The organism is Streptomyces sp. NBC_00223, assembly GCF_036199905.1.
Taxonomy (GTDB): Bacteria; Actinomycetota; Actinomycetes; order Streptomycetales; family Streptomycetaceae; genus Actinacidiphila.
Genome location: NZ_CP108109.1, coordinates 5,534,202 through 5,552,049, shown reverse-complemented (window position 1 = coordinate 5,552,049; position 17,848 = coordinate 5,534,202). Strand labels below are relative to the sequence as shown.

Here is a 17,848-nt window from a genome sequence, read left to right as displayed (position 1 = left end):
CTACGGACGCTGGAGGGCTACGGGCGCTGGGGGCGCTGCCACCAGTGGCGTTTGCGGGGCGGGGCCAGGGCGTGGATCGCCGGGCGGAGGGTGTCGAAGGTGACGACGGTCGCGGGGTCGCCCGGGAGGGCCACGCCGAGGCAGAGCAGTTTGAGCTGGTCGTCGTCCATCGGGAGGGCCGCGAAGACGGGGGCGCCCTCGAAGCCGAGCGGGAGCGGGCCGGTCCATTGCAGGGGCGCGTCCGGGCCCGAGCGGGTGACCGTACCGGTCAGCAGACGCTGCGGACGGTCCACCTGGCCCCCGCTCCCCTCCACGACCTCGTGGCCGAGGACGTACGCGGTCAGTTCGGCGCCGACGGGCCCGGAAGCCTCTGCGGCACCTTCCGAATCGTCGGACCCCTCAGCCCCGTCAGCCCCGCCGGACTCGTCGGACTCCTCCGCCCCCGCCGGAGCCGGGCCGATCGCCGCGATGTCCGCCGACTGGGCCGCCAGCCCGGAGGTGATCTCCTGCGTGGCCCAGCTCCACCCCTTCTTCTCGGCGTGCAGATGCAGCTCGACCGTCGGCATCACCGCGACCCCGAGGTCCCCCAGCGCGGTCCACATCTTGGCGAAGCCCGCCATGACCAGCTCGTCGGCGGGCAGCTCGGCCTCGACCAGTTCCTCGCGCAGCGTCCACTGGCCGATCTCGTAGCGCGTGCGGGGCTGCGACGCGATCAGATACTGCCGGATGATCTCGCGGCCGGGGGTGACGTCGATGAGGTCGTTGTACCAGAAGGCCGTACCGAAGCTCCGGTCCGCGCGGGCCGCCTGGAACGGCAGGGTCGCACGGCCGGCGAGTTCCAGTACGGCGTCGGTGATCAGCGCGTCGGGCGCGGGAGTCTCGGGCACAGCCCGGACCCTACTACCCGCGGGACCGCGCCCCGCGCCCGGACCGCCCCACGCGCCGCGTCCGGCGGTCGCACAAGCCGGGCCGCAAGCCCGGCCCGGCCCCACCCACCGGCCCCACGCGCCGCGTCCACCCGCCGCACCCGCACCCGGACACGCACCCGCACCCGCACCCGCACCCGGATACGACGCGGGCCCCGGCTCAGGAAAGAGCGGGGCCCGGCGTCGGTGGCGCGTCCTCAGGGTGTGACGCCCGGGATCAGCACCGTACGGTCGGTCGCGGCGGCCCCCTTGAGCGCCGTGATCAGCGAGTTCGCCACGTCCTGCGCGGTGATCGCGGTCTTGGAGCCGTCGGCCCGCTTGATCAGCACGCCGTCGAAGGTGCCGCCGTACAGGCCCTGGAGCACCTTGAGGTCGATGTGCGGCGCGAGCCGCCCGTCGTCGCCCGCGACCATCGTCAGGAACTTCGGCACCGAGGTGTACGGGCCGAAGGTGATGCTGTGGAACGTGTTGGCCCGCACGGTGACGAAGCCGGACATAGCCGTCTTGCCGAAGCCGTTGACGGCCGCGTCGAGGTCGGTCCTGCTGACCTTCGGCGGGACGACGGTGACCCGCAGCCCGATCGGCTGGTTCACACCGGTCGCCGCGCGGGTGCGGTAGGCGGCGGCGACCTGGGTCGCGGCGGCGTCCACGTCGAAGGACTGGCCGGGCTTGCCCGGGACCGCGATGGCCTTGCCCTGCGAGAAGCGGACCATGCCCTCGCTGCCCGAACTGTTCTTGCCCGCGACCGTCTTGAGTGCGGCCTTGAGCTTGTCCGAGTCCACGAGTATCACCGGGTCGGCCTTGCGGGTGCCGCCGAGGAGCGTGCCGATCACGGAGACCGGGTTGTAGTCGGTGTGCGCGACCTTGCGGACCGTGGCGTCGGTGTCGATGGACAGCCCCGCCACGGACGGCTTGAGGGTCTGCTTGCGGTCGCCGAAGGTGAGGGTCAGCTCGGCGGTCTCCCGGTTGCCGAGCGCCTTGTCGAGCGTCTTGACCGCCTGGGTCTGGGTCTGGTTGCCGATGTCGACGCCGAGCACGGTGGTGCCCTTGGGTACGTCGGCGTGGTTCATCAGCAGCCCGGCGCCGTACGCGACGACGGCCACGAAGCCGGCGGCGACCACGAGCAGGGCGAGTTTGGAACGGCCCTTCTTCGGCGCGCTCTTCGCCGGGGCGGGAGCGCTCTTCGCCGGTCCCGGCGCCGGAGTCGATGTCGGTGCCGGTGTCGGTACGGGACGCGGCCCCGTCACGGGCCCCTGGGCGCCGGCCGGACGCGGCGGGCGGGCCTCGGAGGACGGGACGGCCGGGATGCCGCCGACCAGCGTGTCGGCGAAGACCCGGTCGTCCGGCGGCGTGGGCGGGCCCTGTGCCGAAGGTGGCCGAAAACCGCCGGAGGTGGTGGAGCCGTCGACCGGGGGAATTGGCATGTCCCCGGTGACGGGCCCGGTGGTGGGGGCCGACGGCGACTGATAGCCCGCGAACGGGTCGTCGGGGCGCGGCGCGTGCAGGTCGTCGAAGGGCGCGGTGGCGTCGAAGGGGTCGATCGGGCCGGGGAAGGGCTCGGCGGGACGCGGGACGCCGGGCGGGAAGTCCTCGGTGCCGAACGGGCGGGGCGCGTCGCCGCCGGGGCCGGAGCCGCCGAAGGGGGCCGGGAAGCCGCCCGCCGGGGTGCCGTGCGCGCCCGGGGCAGCCGGGCCGCCGTCGATCGGGGTGCCGCCCGCCGTGGGGTGGAAGGGGCCGGGGGCCGAACCGGTGTCGGTGAAGGGGTCGACGTACGCGCCCGCGAAGGGGTCGCCCGCGTCGGCCGGCGCGGTCGGTTGTATGGGACCGCCGCCTGTACGGCCGGGCGCCGCAGGAGCGCCGCCCACCGGGCCGGGGCCCGGGAAACCGCCGCCCGTGGGAGCGCTCTGCGGCCCGGCGCCCTGAGGGCCGCCCTCGCCGCCCTGCGGCCCCACCGGCTTGCGCGGCGCGAACCAGTCGCTCGCCTTCTTTTCCTTCTTCTCCGGCTCCGCCTCGGGCGGCGCCGCGGCCGCGAGTTCGGCCGCCGACTCCTCCGCCGCCTTGGCCGCGGCCTCGGCGGCCGCCGCGGCGGCGTTCTCGTCGACCGGGGTGCGGACGACCACGGGCGGGATCGGCCGGGACCCGGGGATGTTGATCCGGATCCGGGTGGTCAGCGTCGTCTCCGTCTTCGGCTCGTCGGCCGAAGGTACGGCGGCGGGGTCGGGCTCCGTGGCAGGCTCGGGAGCGCCTTCGGGCCGCTGCCGCTCCTGCGGATGCAGTGAGGGGAACGGGCGCGTGCCGTAGGGCTGGGTCCCCGACGGGTACGCGGCACCGCCACGTCCCTGGGAACCGGAGGACGAACTGTCAGTTTCACGAGTCAAAGCAGGCTCTCCCGGATAGCTACGCCGTCCGTCACGTCTCTTGGCGGGCGGCTCGCCGGCGCGACCACCTTACCGACCTGCGCGCAGCGGCGGCCCTGGTCCGGCGGAACGCTCGCGCTCACCCAACCACGACCCGGCCCCTGCTCGCCAAGTCAGGCGGCATTCGCCCTGGATACGGGCAGTTGGGGCAGAGTGGCACAGATCACCGCGGACATGGCGCCGCCCAGCAGATAGATGTACGGCCCGACGCCCGCCGCGAAGAGAAAATCGCCCTCGGGGCGCGCGGAGCTGAGCAGTATGACGCCGATGACCCACACCACGCCGGGCACGACTGCCCCGAGCCGGGTGCCGGTGGCCTTGGCGCCCCCGTAGAAGAGCGCCACGCACCCGGCCAGTGCCAGCAGCAGCCCGCCGGGGAACCAGCCGGCCTGCACCAGCGCTCCGGCGCACGCGACGAGGACGGCGAGCACGGCGAGCAGGACATAGACCAGGAGGCGGGTGCGCTGGGAGGTCATCGCGCGTCCTCCCCGTACGGGGGCTCGGCGCCGAACAGGTCGCCGTCGCATCCCTCGGGCAGGGCGTCGCCGCGTACCTGCCGGTAGTACTCGGTGGAGAAGAAGGGCTGCCCCAGGTCGTTGGACAGCGCGAAGAAGGGGCCGTCCACGGCGATCTGGCTGGCGTGCGCGCGCATCGCGGCCGTCTTGTGGTCGGCGTAGTCGCTGCCGTCGATGGTGACGGTGACCAGGGAGTCGTCCAGCACGCCGGGGACGTCGTCCACGCTCGCGATGCCTTCGAAGGGGAAGTCCTTGCCCGCCGCGGCCAGCCGCTCGAAGCCCGCCTCGACGACCGAGCGCGGGGTGCAGATCTCGTAGACCCGGGCGATCCGGTGGCCCTGGTCGGCGGCGAGTTCATACCCGCGCAGGGCGACCCGGTGGGCCTGGATGTGATCGGGGTGGCCGTAGCCGCCGTTGCTGTCATAGGTGACCAGCGCCTGCGGGCGTACGTCGAGGATGACCTCGGCCAGATGGCCGGCCGCCTCGTCCAGGTCGGCCTGCCAGAAGCAGCCGGGCTCCTCGTTCTGCGCGACGCCCATCATTCCGGAGTCGCGGAAGCGGCCGGGGCCGCCGAGGAAACGGTGGTCGGTGACGCCGAGCTCGGCCATGGCGGAAGCCAGTTCGCCGATCCGGTACTGGCCGAGCGTGTTGTCCCGGTCGGCCGCCAGGTGGGACAGCCCGGCCGGGATGACTTCACCCTCCTCGCCGAGGGTGCAGGTGACGAGGGTGACGAGCGCGCCCTCGGCCGCATACTTGGCCATGGTCGCGCCGTTGTTGATCGTCTCGTCGTCCGGGTGGGCGTGGACGAGCAGCAGACGCCTGGCGGGTAGATCGCTCATGGAGGAAGCCTAAGGCTCCCGTCGTGGCCGGTCAGAACTTGATGTCCGAGATCATCCCCGCGACATTGCTCGTGAACTCGCTGATCGTCGGCGCGACGGTGGAACTGGCCAGGTAGAAACCCAGCAGCGTGCACGCCACGGCGTGTCCGGCTTTGAGCCCGGACCGACGGATCAGCAGGACCACGACGACCAGCAGCAGCAGCACCGCCGAAATCGAGAGTGCCACAGCGGCTCACCTCCCAAGGTACGCAGGGTTCATGTCAGTTGCCACATGGTTATTACCCACCCACGGCTACGGATCATAACCTTCCGTGGCTCCGCATATCTCGGGGCACGGAAGCACGCGGGGGCGCATGAGGGTTTCCGGCCACACAACGCGCAGTGTTGACGCGTTTCCTGCAGGTCACACTATGACGCAGGTCACTCCCGACGGCCGGGAACGAGCGCCTCGGGGGTACGTATGTATACGGCCATCCCGCTCACCGGACGGACCGCCTCCACCGACCCCTTCCGCCCGGTATGCGACGCGGCGATCAGGGGGACACAGGAGACGAGCGGGGGACGCGGGACGGCCGGCCGGGGCCCTGTGTGCCCCGGCCGGCCCAACGGCACCCGCACGGCCGTACGTTGTTCAGACTGCCCGGTCCGTATATCGGAGTTGCGACAGCCAAGTTGCACGCAGGTAAACGCGATTCGTACCTTGGTATCCGCTATGCCCGTTACAAATGATCATTGTCAAGCACGTAAGGAGGACGATCTGCAAAATCTTCGCTCAAGATGCCATACAACAAGGTTTCTTCCCTCCTTCCCCCCTTGACTGGAAGTTGATTCCATTGCGAAAGTCCGCTCAACCCGCGACGCGCGTCACGCGTCGCAACGCACGCTCTCGGTCCCGGGGGATGTAACCAATGACGAGTCCAAGCCAGGCTGCCGCTGACGGCGACAGCCTCACCCTCGAGCCCGAGGGCGGGTCCGGCACGCCGGGCGCCAAGGGCACCCCGGAGCTCGCCGGACGTACGCCCAGACAGCTCGCCTGGCTCCGCTTCAAACGCGACCGGACGGGCGTCGTCTGCGCGGGCGTCGTGATCTTCTTCATCGTCATCGCGCTCGCCGCTCCCCTGATCTCCAAGCTGTACGGGAAGAACGCGTACGACCTCTACGGCCAGGACGACGGGCTGCTCAACAGCTACGCCCTGCCGATCGGGGCCAACGGCGGTATGAGCGCCGCCCACTGGTTCGGTGTCGAACCCCAGCTGGGCCGCGATGTGTTCATGCTGCTGATCTACGGCATCAGGACGTCGCTGCTGATCGCGCTGGCGGTCACCGTGATCTCGGTGGCCACCGGGGTGCTGTTCGGCCTCACCCAGGGCTATCTGGCCGGGAAGACGGACTACTTCATGGGCCGGCTCTCGGACTTCATGCTGTCCTTCCCCCAGCAGCTCTTCTTCATCGCCTTCTCCCCGGTCGCCATCTCGCTGTTCGTCGGTGTCGGCGACGCGGAGCCCTGGTGGGTGCGCCCGCTGGTGCTGATCGGCGTGCAGTTCCTGCTCGGCTGGATGAGCATCGGCCGACTGGTCCGCGCCCAGGTGCTGTCGCTGCGGGAACGCGAGTTCGTGGAGGCGGCCAGGATCAGCGGCGCCTCGTCCTGGCGGATCATCCGCAAGGAGCTGCTGCCGAACATCTGGAGCACCATCCTGGTGCAGTCCACCCTCATGCTGCCGGTCTTCGTGACGGCCGAGGCCGGTCTGTCCTACCTCGGCGTCGGCATCCTCCCGCCGACCCCGGACTGGGGTCTGATGTTCCAGACCGGTGCCACGTTCTACAAGAGCGACATCACCTTCATGTTCTTCCCCGGTATCGCGATGGTGATCTTCGTGGTCGCCTTCAACCTGCTCGGGGACTCGGTCAGGGACGCTCTCGACCCCAAGACCCTTCGCTAGCCGGGCAGTTCCGCTCGTACCAGTACGCTCGTCCGTTTAAGTTGTCCAGGTCGTCGGACCGGTTTTCGCCCACCCGCGGGCACCGGGCGTCGGCATCAGTGGCAGTTCAGTCCAGACAGGCAGGATTTCATGAGACACAGCAAAGCTCGCTTGGCGGCCGCCATCGTGGCCGCCGGGGCGCTGTCGCTGACCGCCGCGTGCAGCAGCGGCGGCGGCACGACCACGGGTACGAAGAACACCACGAAGTCCACCCCGCCGCCGGTCCCGAACTACGGTCTCGGCACCGCCGCCGACTCCAACGGCCCCGCCCCGGCCGTGCCGGGCGCGGTCAAGGGCGGTACCGTCCAGGACCTGGACCAGGCCGGCTTCGACTACCTGGACCCCGCCCAGCAGTATGTGAGCGACCAGCTGTCGGTCTCGGTTCTCTACGCGCGTACGCTCACCGGGTACAAGATCGACCCGACCTCCGGGAAGACCGTCCTGGTCGGCGACCTGGCCACCGACACCGGCAAGATCTCGGACGGCGGCGCGACCTGGACGTACACCCTCAAGGACGGCCTGAAGTTCGAGGACGGCACGCCGATCACCTCGAAGGACATCAAGTACAGCATCGAGCGGCTCTACGCCGACTACGAGACCCAGGGCCCGCAGTACATCCAGAGCTGGCTCTACGGCCCGGACTACCGCAAGCTCTACAAGGGCCCGTACACCGGCCAGGAGATCCCGGACGACATCCTGGCGACCCCGGACGACAAGACCATCGTCTTCCACTTCAAGGAGGCGCACCCGGACGCGCCTTACGCGATGGCCATGCCGGTCACCGCCCCGGTCGAGAAGTCCAAGGACGACAAGGCCGCGTACAACAACCACCCGGTCTCCTCCGGCCCGTACAAGATCGCCTCGTACAAGCCCGGCAAGTCGCTGGTCTTCGAGCGCAACCAGTACTGGGACCCGAAGACCGACCCGATCCGGAACGCGTACCCGGACTCGTGGAACTTCCAGCTGGGCATCCAGCAGCCGAACCTGACCCAGCGCCTGATGGCCGAGTCGGGCACGGACAAGAACGGCATCGACCTGTCCGGTGTCTCCGACCCGTCGCAGATGCAGTCCCTGGTCACCGACCCGCAGTACAAGTCGCGGACGGTCAACGAGTACCAGCCGTACGTCGAGACCCTGGACATCAACACCAAGCGCATCACGGACCCGAAGGTCCGCCAGGCGATCGCCTACGCCTTCCCGATGAGCCAGGTGCAGCAGGCGTTCGGCGGCGCGGCCCAGGGTGACCTCGGCACCACGCTGCTCAGCCCGACCATCGCGGGCTGGAAGTCCTTCGACCCGTTCGGCAAGCTCGCCAAGCCGACCGGTGACATCGACAAGGCCAAGGAGCTGCTGAAGGAGGCCGGCCAGGAGCACCCGAAGCTGGTCTACGCGTACGCCAACACCCCGCGCTGGCAGAACATCTCGCTGACCGTCGCCAACGCGCTGGAGAAGGCGGGCTTCCAGGTCGTCCGCAAGGCGATCGACCCGACCTCGTACTACACGGTCGTCGGCAAGGTGAACAACCAGTACGACATCTACCGCACCGGCTGGGGCGCCGACTGGCCGAACGCCTCGACCGTGGTCCCGCCGACCATGGACGGCCGCGACCTGAGCGACGGAACGAACAACTACTCGTTCCTGAACGACGACCACATCAACTCCGAGATCGACCGCATCAAGAAGATCACCGACCTGACCAAGCAGGCCGATGAGTGGCGGACCCTCTCGGAGTACTCGCTGCAGCACGACACCGCCCAGGTGCCGTTCCTGTTCGACAAGTTCTTCGGTGTCCACGGTTCCGGGCTGGGTGGTGTCACCTACAACTCGGTCATCGGCACGATCAACGCAAGCACTGTGTTCGTCAAGCAGTAGTCCGAGCGCAGGGCGGTCGGCCCCGGGCACCACGCCGGGGCCGGCCGCCCCCGGATCTGACCGCGCGGCCGCCGCCCGCGCCCCCACGGAAGAGCCTCACCGATGCTCCGTTTCCTCGCACGACGCGTTCTGGGCGCGATCGTCATCGTCCTGGCCATCAGCGCCGTCACGTACTTCCTATTCTTCGTGCTGCCGTCGGATCCGGCAAAGCTTGCGTGTGGCAAGAACTGCTCCAACGTCGACCTTGTCGCCGCCATTCACCACCGCATGGGTCTCGACCAGCCCGTCTACGCCCAGTACTGGCACTACATGACGGGCATCTTCACCGGCCGCACCATGCCGGATGGCCAGAACTGCCCGGCCCCCTGCTTCGGCTTCTCCTTCGTCAACGACCAGCCGATCTGGCCGACGCTCGCCGACCGCTACCCGACCACGCTCTCGCTGGCCATCGGCGGTTCCGCGGTCTTCCTGGTCATCGGTGTCACCCTGGGCATGCTCTCGGCCTGGCAGCAGGGCAAGACCTTCGACCGCGTCGCCAGCTCCATCTCGCTGATCGGCAACTCGGTCCAGATCTACTTCATCGGCCCGCTGGCCATCGCGCTGTTCGTCGACAACCTCGGCTGGCTCGACGGCAGCCACGACCCGACCTGGAGCTCCGATCCCGCCGGCTCGTTCGCCGGCCTGGTGCTGCCCTGTCTGGTGATGTCGGTCATCTTCTGGTCGAACTACAGCCGGCAGACCCGCTCGCTGATGGTCGAGCAGCTGTCCGAGGACCACATCCGTACCGCCCGGGCCAAGGGCATGGGCTCGAAGTACGTGTTCTACCGGTACGCGCTGCGCGGCGCCGCCGCCTCCATCATCACCATCTTCGGCATCGACCTCGGCAGTGTCTTCGGCGGCGCGATCATCACCGAGGCCACCTTCAGCCTGCACGGTCTCGGTACGCTCGCCGTCAACTCGGTGCAGACCGTGGACCTGCCGATGGAGATGGCCGTCATGCTCATCAGCGCCAGCGCGATCGTCCTCTTCAACATCGTCGTCGACGCCGCCTACGCCCTCATCGACCCGCGGATTCGGCTCGCGTGAGCGCGGCACCGCACCCCCGCCGCGAACAGCGCACCACCCGGTAGGAGAACCCGCCCGTGACCACTCTGACGAAGCCCGAGGCCGAGCCCACGCCTCAGGGATCCGAGCACTTCCTCTCCGTGCGCGACCTGTATGTCCAGTTCGCCACCGAGGACGGCACCGTGAAGGCCGTCGACGGGCTTTCCTTCGACCTCGACCGGGGGAAGACCCTGGGCATCGTGGGCGAGTCCGGGTCCGGCAAGTCGGTCACCAACCTGGCGATTCTGGGCCTGCACAACCCCCGCAACACCACCATCAGCGGTGAGATCACCCTCGACGGCCAGAAGCTGACCGGCGCGAGCCCCCGCACGCTGGAGCGGCTGCGCGGCAAGAAGATGTCCATGGTCTTCCAGGACTCGCTGACCGCCCTGTCGCCGTACTACACGGTCGGGCGGCAGATCGCCGAGCCGTATGTGAAGCACATGGGCGCCTCCAAGAAGGAGGGCCGCGCGCGGGCGATCGAGATGCTGGGCAAGGTCGGCATCCCGCAGCCGCACACCCGGGTGGACGACTACCCGCACCAGTTCTCCGGCGGTATGCGGCAGCGCGCGATGATCGCGATGGCACTGGTCTGCGACCCCGACCTGGTGATCGCGGACGAGCCGACCACCGCGCTCGACGTCACCGTGCAGGCCCAGATCCTGGACCTGCTCAAGGACCTCCAGCAGGAGACCGGCACCGCGATCATCCTGATCACCCACGACCTCGGCGTGATCGCCAACACCGCCGACGACGTGGTCGTGATGTACGCCGGCCGGGCCGTCGAGCGCGGTACGGTCCGGGACATCCTCAAGAAGCCCGAGCACCCCTACGCCTGGGGCCTGCTGGGCTCCATTCCGCGGCTGACGGCGGCGGTGGACGTACCCCTGCTGCCGATCCCGGGATCGCCGCCCAGCCTGCTGAACCCGCCGTCGGGCTGCCCGTTCCACACACGCTGCGCCTTCACCGACCAGGTGGAAGGGGAGGACCGTTGCAGCACCGAACGGCCTCACCTGCCGTCCGGGCGCGGTTCGGCCTGTCACCTGACGGCGGACCAGAAGCGTGACATCTTCATCGAGCAGATCCAGCCGCGGCTGCGCTGACCAGGAGTCGAGGGAACCAGCAATGAGTGAACAGCAGACCCTGGACCAGGTCCCGGCACCTCGTCCCGACTCGGCAGACAAGCTCCTCGAGGTCTCGGGGTTGCAGAAGTACTTCCCGATCAACGGCGGCTTCGTCTTCCAGCGGCGCGTGGGGGACGTCCGGGCGGTCGACGGGATCGACTTCCACATCAACTCCGGCGAGGCGCTGGGCATGGTCGGCGAGTCCGGCTGCGGCAAGTCCACCACCGGCCGGCTGGTGACGCGGCTGCTGGAGCCGACCGCCGGGCAGGTCACGTACGCCGGGCAGGACATCACGCACCTGAGCCGCAAGCAGCTGGCCCCGGTCAGGTCCGAGATCCAGATGATCTTCCAGGACCCCTATGCCTCGCTGAACCCGCGGCAGACGGTCGGCTCGATCATCTCCGCCCCCATGGAGATCAACAACGTCATTCCGCAGGGCGGCCAGGAGCGGCGGGTCCGCGAGCTGCTGGAGATCGTCGGTCTCAACCCCGAGCACTACAACCGCTTCCCGCACGAGTTCTCCGGCGGCCAGCGGCAGCGCATCGGGGTGGCCAGGGCGCTGGCGCTCAACCCGAAGCTGATCGTCGCCGACGAGCCGGTCTCGGCGCTGGACGTGTCGATCCAGGCGCAGGTCGTCAACCTGTTGCAGAAGGTCCAGCGCGAGCTGGGCATCGCGTTCCTGTTCATCGCGCACGACCTGGCGATCGTGCGGCACTTCTCGCAGCGCGTCGCGGTCATGTACCTGGGCAAGATCGTGGAGATCGGCGACCGCGACTCGATCTACAACGGGCCCCGGCACCCGTACACCCACGCGCTGCTCAGCGCGGCGCCGGAGGCCGACCCGGACAACGGCGGCTCCCAGCGCATCCGGCTGGCCGGTGACGTGCCCTCGCCGATCAACCCGCCCTCGGGCTGCCGCTTCCGCACCCGGTGCTGGAAGGCACAGGACAAGTGCGCCACGGAGGAACCGCCGCTGGTGCAGATCCAGGGGAACGCGCAGGGCCATCTGACGGCCTGCCACTTCCCCGAGGAGCCGACGACCGCGGGCCGGGCAGAGGACATCGTCCTCGACCCGGCGCTGGCCGCGATCGAGGAGGCAGCCGACAAGACCCTTTGACCCGGGCTCGGTCCACCCTCCGCTCGGAAACGGCCCGTACCCGGGCACCCCAGATCCACTCCGGGTACGGGCCGTCTGACATACCGGAGGGACCGTCAGGGGCCCGCGGGAGCCGCCCTCACATCCGCCCTCACGCGGGCCTCACGTCCGCCCTCGCGCCCGCTCAGTCGTTCGGCACGACCTGCTTCTCCTCCGCGAAGTGGCACGCCGAGGGGTGCTCGGCCGACCCCGCGGTACCGCGGAAGTACGGCGGCACGGTCAGCAGCGGCTCCTCGACCACACAGCGCTCCTGCGCCTTCCAGCAGCGCGTGCGGAAGCGGCAGCCCGACGGCGGATGGGCCGGCGAGGGCACGTCCCCGGTGAGGATGATCCGCTCCCGGTGCTCCCGCGCGGTGGGATCGGGCACGGGCACTGCCGACAGCAGCGCCTGGGTGTACGGATGCGTGGGGTGCTCGTAGATCGCCTCGTCCGGGCCGATCTCCACGATCTTGCCCAGGTACATCACGCCGACCCGGTCCGAGATGTGCCGGACGATCGACAGGTCGTGCGCGATGATCATGTACGACAGCCCGAACTCGTTCTGGAGCCGCTCCAGCAGGTTGACCACCTGCGCCTGCACGGACACGTCAAGCGCGGAGACCGGTTCGTCGGCGACGATCACCTCGGGCCGCAGGGCGAGCCCCCGGGCGATGCCGATGCGCTGCCGTTGGCCGCCGGAGAACTGGTGCGGATACCGGTTGATGTACTCCGGGTTGAGCCCGACGACGTCCAGCAGCTCCTGCACCCGCTTGCGCCGGTCGCCCTTGGGCGCGACCTCCGGATGGATCTCGTACGGCTCCCCGATGATGTCGCCGACCGTCATCCTCGGATTGAGCGAGGTGTACGGGTCCTGGAAGACCATCTGGATATTGCGCCGCACGGCCTTCAGCGCCCGCCCGGAGAGCTTGGTGACGTCCTCGCCCCGGTAGAGGATCTCGCCGGACGTGGGCTGCTCCAGATTGACCATCAGCCGGGCCACGGTGGACTTCCCGCAGCCGGACTCGCCGACGATGCCCAGCGTCTCGCCCGCGAAGAGGTCGAAGGTGACCCCGTCGACCGCCTGGACCGCGCCGACCTGCTTTCTGAAGACGATGCCCCGGGTGAGCGGGAAGTGCTTGACCAGGTTGCGGACCTGGAGGATCGGCTCCCGCTCACGGGCCCCGGGCCCGGCTGCCTCAGGCACGATCGGCGGGTACGTCATCGAGCGTCTCCTTCCAGAAGTGGCAGGCGCTCGCCCGGTCCCGGCTGACCCGGTACAGCGGGGGCACATCGGTACGGCAGACGTCCTGGGCGCGCGGGCAGCGGGGGTTGAAGGCGCAGCCGGGCGGGATGTGCAGCAGGTTCGGCGGCAGCCCCTTGATCGCGTAGAGCTCCCGGCCCTTCTGGTCCAGCCGCGGAATGGAGTCCAGCAGGCCCTTGGTGTACGGGTGGGCCGGGGCGCGGTAGATGTCGTGGACCGGTGAGGTCTCGACGATCCGGCCGGCGTACATCACGGCGATCTTGTCGGCCACGTCGGCGACCACCCCGAGGTCGTGGGTGATCAGGATCAGACCCATGTTGAACTCGCGCTGGAGTTCCGCGAGCAGATCCATCACCTGCGCCTGCACGGTCACGTCCAGCGCGGTGGTCGGTTCGTCGGCGATGATCAGATCGGGTTCGAGCGCCATCGCCATGGCGATCATCACGCGCTGCCGCATACCGCCGGAGAACTGGTGCGGATACTGCTTGATCCGCTCGCGGGCGGCCGGGATACGGACCCGTTCCATCAGCTCGATCGCCTGGGCGCGGGCCTGCTTGCGCGACATGCCGCGGTGCACGGTGAACATCTCGCCGAGCTGTTCGCCCACGCTGAGCACGGGGTTGAGGGACGACAAAGCGTCCTGGAAGATCATCGCCATCTTCGCGCCGCGCACCTTGCGGCGCTCCTCGCCGGACAGCGTGAGCAGGTCCCGGCCCTGGAAGACGACCTGACCGCCGGTGACGAACCCGGGCGGGGAGTCCAGGATGCCCATGACCGCCTGGGCGGTGACGGACTTGCCGGACCCGGACTCGCCGAGCACCGCCAGCGTCTGTCCGGCGTCCACGGAGTACGCGACGCCGTTCACCGCGCGGGCCACGCCCTCGCGGGTGCGGAACTCGACGTGCAGATCGCGTACGTCGAGCAGCGGTACGCCGTCGGCACCTTCCGGGGACGGGGGGACGTCGGTCGGCTCCAGGCTCGTGGCCATCGGCGGGCTCCTCAGCGCAGCTTGGGGTCGAGGGCGTCGCGTACGGCGTCGCCGAGCATGATGAACGCCAGCACGGTCAGGCTGAGCGCGCCGGCCGGCCACAGCAGCATGTGCGGGGCGTTGCGGATCTGGTTGGACGCGTCGGAGATGTCGATGCCCCAGGAGACGGTGGGCGGTTTGAGGCCGACCCCGAGGTACGACAGGGTCGCCTCCAGGGCGATGTACGTGCCCAGCGCGATGGTGCCGACGACGATGACGGGCGCGACCGCGTTGGGCGTGATGTGCCGCAGCAGCATCCGGGAGTTGCCGGCGCCGAGCGCCCGGGCGGCCTGGACGTAGTCGTTTTGCCGGGCGGTGATCACCGAGCCGCGGGCGATACGGGCGATCTGCGGCCAGCCGAGCAGCACCATGAAGCCGACCACCGGCCAGACCGTGCTGTTGGTGACCACGGACAGGAAGACCAGGCCGCCGAGGATGACCGGGATGCCGAAGAAGACATCGCTGATCCGGGAGAGGATCGCGTCCCACCAGCCGCCGAAGAAGCCGGCGAGGCCGCCCAGGACGCTGCCGAGGATGACCACTCCGGCGGTCGCGCACACGCCGACGGTGACCGAGGCGCGGGCGCCGTAGACGACCCGGGTGTAGACGTCGCGGCCCTGGTTGTCGAAGCCGAAGGGATGGCCGGGCTCCGGACCCGCCTGGGACTTGGAGAGATCGGCCTTGAGCGGATTGCCGCTGGCGATGGTGCCGGGCCAGATCGAGATGAAGACCAGGAAGAGGATGATCAGCGCGGAGACGATGAAGACGGGGTTGCGCCGCAGATCGCGCCAGGCGTCGGACCACAGGCTGCGCGGTTTGCCGGTCGGCCCGCCGGGCGACTGGCCGGTGCCCGGGCCCTTCTCCAACTCCCCGGCCTCCGCGGCGGCCAGGTCCATGCCGCCGCCGTAGCCGCCGCCGGCCGCGATCGCCTGGTCCGGGTCCATCGGGTCGCTGGGTTCAGGCATAACGAATCCTCGGGTCAAGGACCGCGTAGAGCAGGTCGACGAGCAGATTGGCGATCAGGAAGACCAGCACCAGGATGGTGACGAAGCCGACCACGGTCGGCGAGTTGTTGCGGAGGATGCCCTGGTAGAGCTGGTATCCGACGCCGTGGATGTTGAAGATCCGCTCGGTGACGATGGCGCCTCCCATCAGCGCGCCGATGTCGGTGCCGATGAAGGTCACCACGGGGATCAGGGAGTTGCGCAGCAGATGCCGGACGATGACCCGGCGCCGCGGCAGGCCCTTGGCGACGGCGGTGCGTACGTAGTCGGCGCGGGTGTTCTCGGCGATGGAGGTACGGGTCAGCCGGGTGACGTACGCCAGCGAGACCAGGGCGAGCACCAGGCCCGGCAGGATCAGCTCGTTGAAGGGCGCCGCCGGGGAGACCGAGGGGCTGACCCATCCCAGCTGGACGCCGAAGACGTACTGGAGCACATAGCCGGTGACGAAGGTCGGCACGGAGATGACCACCAGGGTCAGCAGCAGCACCCCGGTGTCGACGGGCTTGCCGCGCTTCATACCGGTGATCACCCCGAGGATGATGCCGATGATGATCTCGAAGATGATGGCGACGACGGTGAGCCGGATGGTCACCGGGAAGGCGCTGCCCATCAGGTCGGTGACCTTCTGACCGTTGAAGGCGGTGCCGAAGTCCCCGGTGAAGATGTTCTTCATGTAGATCAGGTATTGCTTCCACAGCGGGTCGTCGAGGTGGAGGTCGTGTCTGATCTGGGCGGCGGTGGCCGGGTCGGGCGCGCGGTCCCCGAAGAGCGCGGCGACCGGGTCGCCGAGCGCGTAGACCATGAAGAAGATCAGGAATGTGCTGCCGATGAACACCGGGATCATCTGGAGCAGCCGCCGGATCACATAACGTCCCATGCGGAGCCTTCCCGTGGAGTGCGGAGCGGCCGTCGAAGGCCGCACCGGATGTGCCCGGTGCGGCCTCCAGGGGGTGTCACTTCACCTTGATCTCGTTGTAGACCGGGACGCTGAAGGGGTTGAGGGCCACATCGGTGATCCGGTCCGAGTAGCCCGCGCTGCCGTTCTGGTACCACAGCGGGATCGCCGGCATATCGGTGACCAGCAGCTTCTCGGCGTCCTGGAACTTGGCGACGGCGGCCGGGGTGCTGGTCTCGGCGTTGGCCTCGTTGACCAGCTTGTCGAACTGCGGGTTGCTGTAGTGCGAGTCGTTGGACGACGCGTCGGTGTAGTACAGCGGCTGAAGGAAGTCCTGGATCAGCGGGTAGTCCATCTGCCAGCCGGACCGGAACGGGTTGTCCATCTGCTTGCTGGTGATCTTGTTCCGGAAGTCGGCGAAGGTGCCGGTGGGGGCGCCGACGCAGGCGGTGTTGTTGCCCAGCACGTTGTTGATGCTGTTGCAGACCGCGTCCACCCACTCCTTGTGGGAGCCGGTGTCGGCGTTGTACCCGATGGTCATCTTGCCGCCCGGGATGCCGCCGCCCTCCTGGATCAGCTTCTTGGCCTTGGCCGGGTCGTAGGTGCACTCGGCGCCGCACAGCCCGGCCTTGTAGCCGCCCGCGTCGCCGAGCACCGGCGAGGTCCAGTCGGTGGCGGGGGTGCGGGTCTTCTGGAAGATCTGCTCGGTGATCTGCTTGCGGTTGATCGCCATCGACAGGCCCTGCCGGACCTTCGCGGACTGCGCGGACGACCACCGCTTGTTGTACAGCGGGAAGGAGATGGTCTGGATGATGCCGGCCGGCTCGTTGATGTAGCGGCTGCCGAGGTCGGACTTGACGTTCTTGAGCTGCGAGGCGGGGATGTCGTCGACGAGGTCGAGGTTGCCTGCCTGCAGATCGGTGTACGCGGTGTTGTTGTCGGTGTAGACCCGCAGGTCCACGCCCTTGTTCTGGGCCGGGTCCGGGCCCTTGTAGCCGTCCCACTTGCGCAGGCTCATCTTGGAGCCCTTGGTGTACGACTGGATCGCGTACGGCCCGTTGCCGATGGGCTTGTTCAGCCAGGCGGCGTGGTTGCTGAAGAACGCCTTGGGCAGCGGGTAGAAGGCCGCGTAGCCCAGGGTGTCCGGCCACAGCGAGAACTTCTGGTTGAGCTTGACCTTGAACTCGGTGTCGGAGACCTTCTTCAGCCCGGACATCGTGGTGGCGGAGGACTTGGCGCCCGTGGCGTCGGGGTGCACCTTGGAGTAGCCGTCGATGTAGCTGAAGAAGGACGCGTTGAGCTGGGCGTTCTTCAGCAGCGCGTCGTAGTTCCAGGCGTTGATGAAGGAGTCGGCGTCGACCGGCTCGCCGTTGCTGAAGGTCCAGCCCGGCTTGAGCTTGATGTCGAAGTTCTGCGAGTCGCCGCTGGTGATCGAGGAGGCGATCATGTTCTCGGCCTTGGCGGTCTTCGGGTTGTACTTCTTCAGACCGCGGAAGATCATGTCGAGGACCTTGCCGCCCTGCACCTCATTGGTGTTCGCCGGCTCCAGCGGGTTCTGCGGGTCACCCCAGGAGGCGCGGACGACGCCGCCACTGCCGCTTCCGCTGCCGCCGCCGTTGTCGCTGCTGCTGCCGCAGGCTGCGGCAGTCAGAGCGACCGCCGTCACGCCGACGGCCCACTTCACGCGCGTGGCTCCGCGCATCGCGTGCCTCCTCATGGGTAACAAATGACACTTGACTCCCCATGACAC

Annotated in this window: 15 protein-coding genes; 5 read left to right on the top strand and 10 right to left on the bottom strand. The window is 69.0% G+C overall.

Annotated features, from left to right (window positions below; all coding sequences use genetic code 11):
• Window positions 1-17 precede the first annotated feature (17 nt).
• The 5 genes from OHA30_RS23665 to OHA30_RS23645 all read right to left on the bottom strand — a co-directional run bounded on the left by OHA30_RS23665 (window position 18) and on the right by OHA30_RS23645 (window position 4,923).
• Window positions 18-887, bottom strand: a complete 870-nt coding sequence (locus OHA30_RS23665; RefSeq protein WP_328915877.1) for a hypothetical protein — start codon at window positions 885-887, stop codon at window positions 18-20.
• Window positions 888-1,123: 236 nt separating this feature from the next.
• Window positions 1,124-3,304 carry a hypothetical protein gene (locus OHA30_RS23660; protein WP_328915876.1) on the bottom strand — a complete coding sequence of 727 codons (2,181 nt, stop codon included), beginning with the start codon at window positions 3,302-3,304 and terminating at the stop codon, window positions 1,124-1,126.
• A gap of 152 nt (window positions 3,305-3,456) precedes the next feature.
• On the bottom strand, window positions 3,457-3,819 hold the full coding sequence (locus OHA30_RS23655) for a DUF6113 family protein (RefSeq protein ID WP_328915875.1): 363 nt from the start codon (window positions 3,817-3,819) through the stop codon (window positions 3,457-3,459).
• Entirely contained in the window at window positions 3,816-4,697 is an 882-nt protein-coding gene (mshB, locus tag OHA30_RS23650; RefSeq protein WP_328915874.1) for an N-acetyl-1-D-myo-inositol-2-amino-2-deoxy-alpha-D-glucopyranoside deacetylase, read from the bottom strand. Before mshB ends, OHA30_RS23655 begins: the two co-directional genes overlap by 4 nt.
• Before the next feature lie 31 nt (window positions 4,698-4,728).
• Entirely contained in the window at window positions 4,729-4,923 is a 195-nt protein-coding gene (locus tag OHA30_RS23645) for a hypothetical protein (RefSeq protein WP_328915873.1), read from the bottom strand.
• Window positions 4,924-5,605: 682 nt separating this feature from the next.
• Here OHA30_RS23645 and OHA30_RS23640 point away from each other — a divergent pair.
• The 5 genes from OHA30_RS23640 to OHA30_RS23620 all read left to right on the top strand — a co-directional run bounded on the left by OHA30_RS23640 (window position 5,606) and on the right by OHA30_RS23620 (window position 11,893).
• The gene (locus tag OHA30_RS23640) at window positions 5,606-6,637 is read left to right on the top strand and encodes an ABC transporter permease (protein ID WP_328915872.1); all 1,032 of its coding nucleotides are present in this window, start codon (window positions 5,606-5,608) and stop codon (window positions 6,635-6,637) included.
• A 129-nt stretch (window positions 6,638-6,766) separates the two neighbouring features.
• Entirely contained in the window at window positions 6,767-8,548 is a 1,782-nt protein-coding gene (locus tag OHA30_RS23635) for an ABC transporter substrate-binding protein (protein WP_328915871.1), read from the top strand.
• Between the two features lie 102 nt (window positions 8,549-8,650).
• On the top strand, window positions 8,651-9,634 hold the full coding sequence (locus OHA30_RS23630) for an ABC transporter permease (protein WP_328915870.1): 984 nt from the start codon (window positions 8,651-8,653) through the stop codon (window positions 9,632-9,634).
• Window positions 9,635-9,690: 56 nt separating this feature from the next.
• Window positions 9,691-10,755 carry an ABC transporter ATP-binding protein gene (locus tag OHA30_RS23625; protein ID WP_328915869.1) on the top strand — a complete coding sequence of 355 codons (1,065 nt, stop codon included), beginning with the start codon at window positions 9,691-9,693 and terminating at the stop codon, window positions 10,753-10,755.
• A 22-nt stretch (window positions 10,756-10,777) separates the two neighbouring features.
• Window positions 10,778-11,893 carry an ABC transporter ATP-binding protein gene (locus OHA30_RS23620; protein ID WP_328915868.1) on the top strand — a complete coding sequence of 372 codons (1,116 nt, stop codon included), beginning with the start codon at window positions 10,778-10,780 and terminating at the stop codon, window positions 11,891-11,893.
• A 163-nt stretch (window positions 11,894-12,056) separates the two neighbouring features.
• Here the strand turns inward: OHA30_RS23620 and OHA30_RS23615 are convergent, their stop codons facing one another.
• The 5 genes from OHA30_RS23615 to OHA30_RS23595 all read right to left on the bottom strand — a co-directional run bounded on the left by OHA30_RS23615 (window position 12,057) and on the right by OHA30_RS23595 (window position 17,800).
• Window positions 12,057-13,133 carry an ABC transporter ATP-binding protein gene (locus tag OHA30_RS23615; RefSeq protein ID WP_328915867.1) on the bottom strand — a complete coding sequence of 359 codons (1,077 nt, stop codon included), beginning with the start codon at window positions 13,131-13,133 and terminating at the stop codon, window positions 12,057-12,059.
• Window positions 13,108-14,160, bottom strand: a complete 1,053-nt coding sequence (locus tag OHA30_RS23610) for an ABC transporter ATP-binding protein (protein WP_328915866.1) — start codon at window positions 14,158-14,160, stop codon at window positions 13,108-13,110. The genes OHA30_RS23615 and OHA30_RS23610 overlap by 26 nt, the downstream gene beginning before the upstream one ends.
• 11 nt (window positions 14,161-14,171) lie before the next feature.
• A complete protein-coding gene (locus tag OHA30_RS23605) occupies window positions 14,172-15,164 on the bottom strand; it encodes an ABC transporter permease (protein WP_328915865.1) in 993 nt (330 codons plus the stop codon).
• Window positions 15,157-16,080 (bottom strand): ABC transporter permease, encoded by a 924-nt coding sequence (locus OHA30_RS23600; protein ID WP_328915864.1) that lies wholly within the window; start codon window positions 16,078-16,080, stop codon window positions 15,157-15,159. Before OHA30_RS23600 ends, OHA30_RS23605 begins: the two co-directional genes overlap by 8 nt.
• Before the next feature lie 76 nt (window positions 16,081-16,156).
• A complete protein-coding gene (locus tag OHA30_RS23595; RefSeq protein ID WP_328915863.1) occupies window positions 16,157-17,800 on the bottom strand; it encodes a peptide ABC transporter substrate-binding protein in 1,644 nt (547 codons plus the stop codon).
• Window positions 17,801-17,848: the final 48 nt, after the last annotated feature.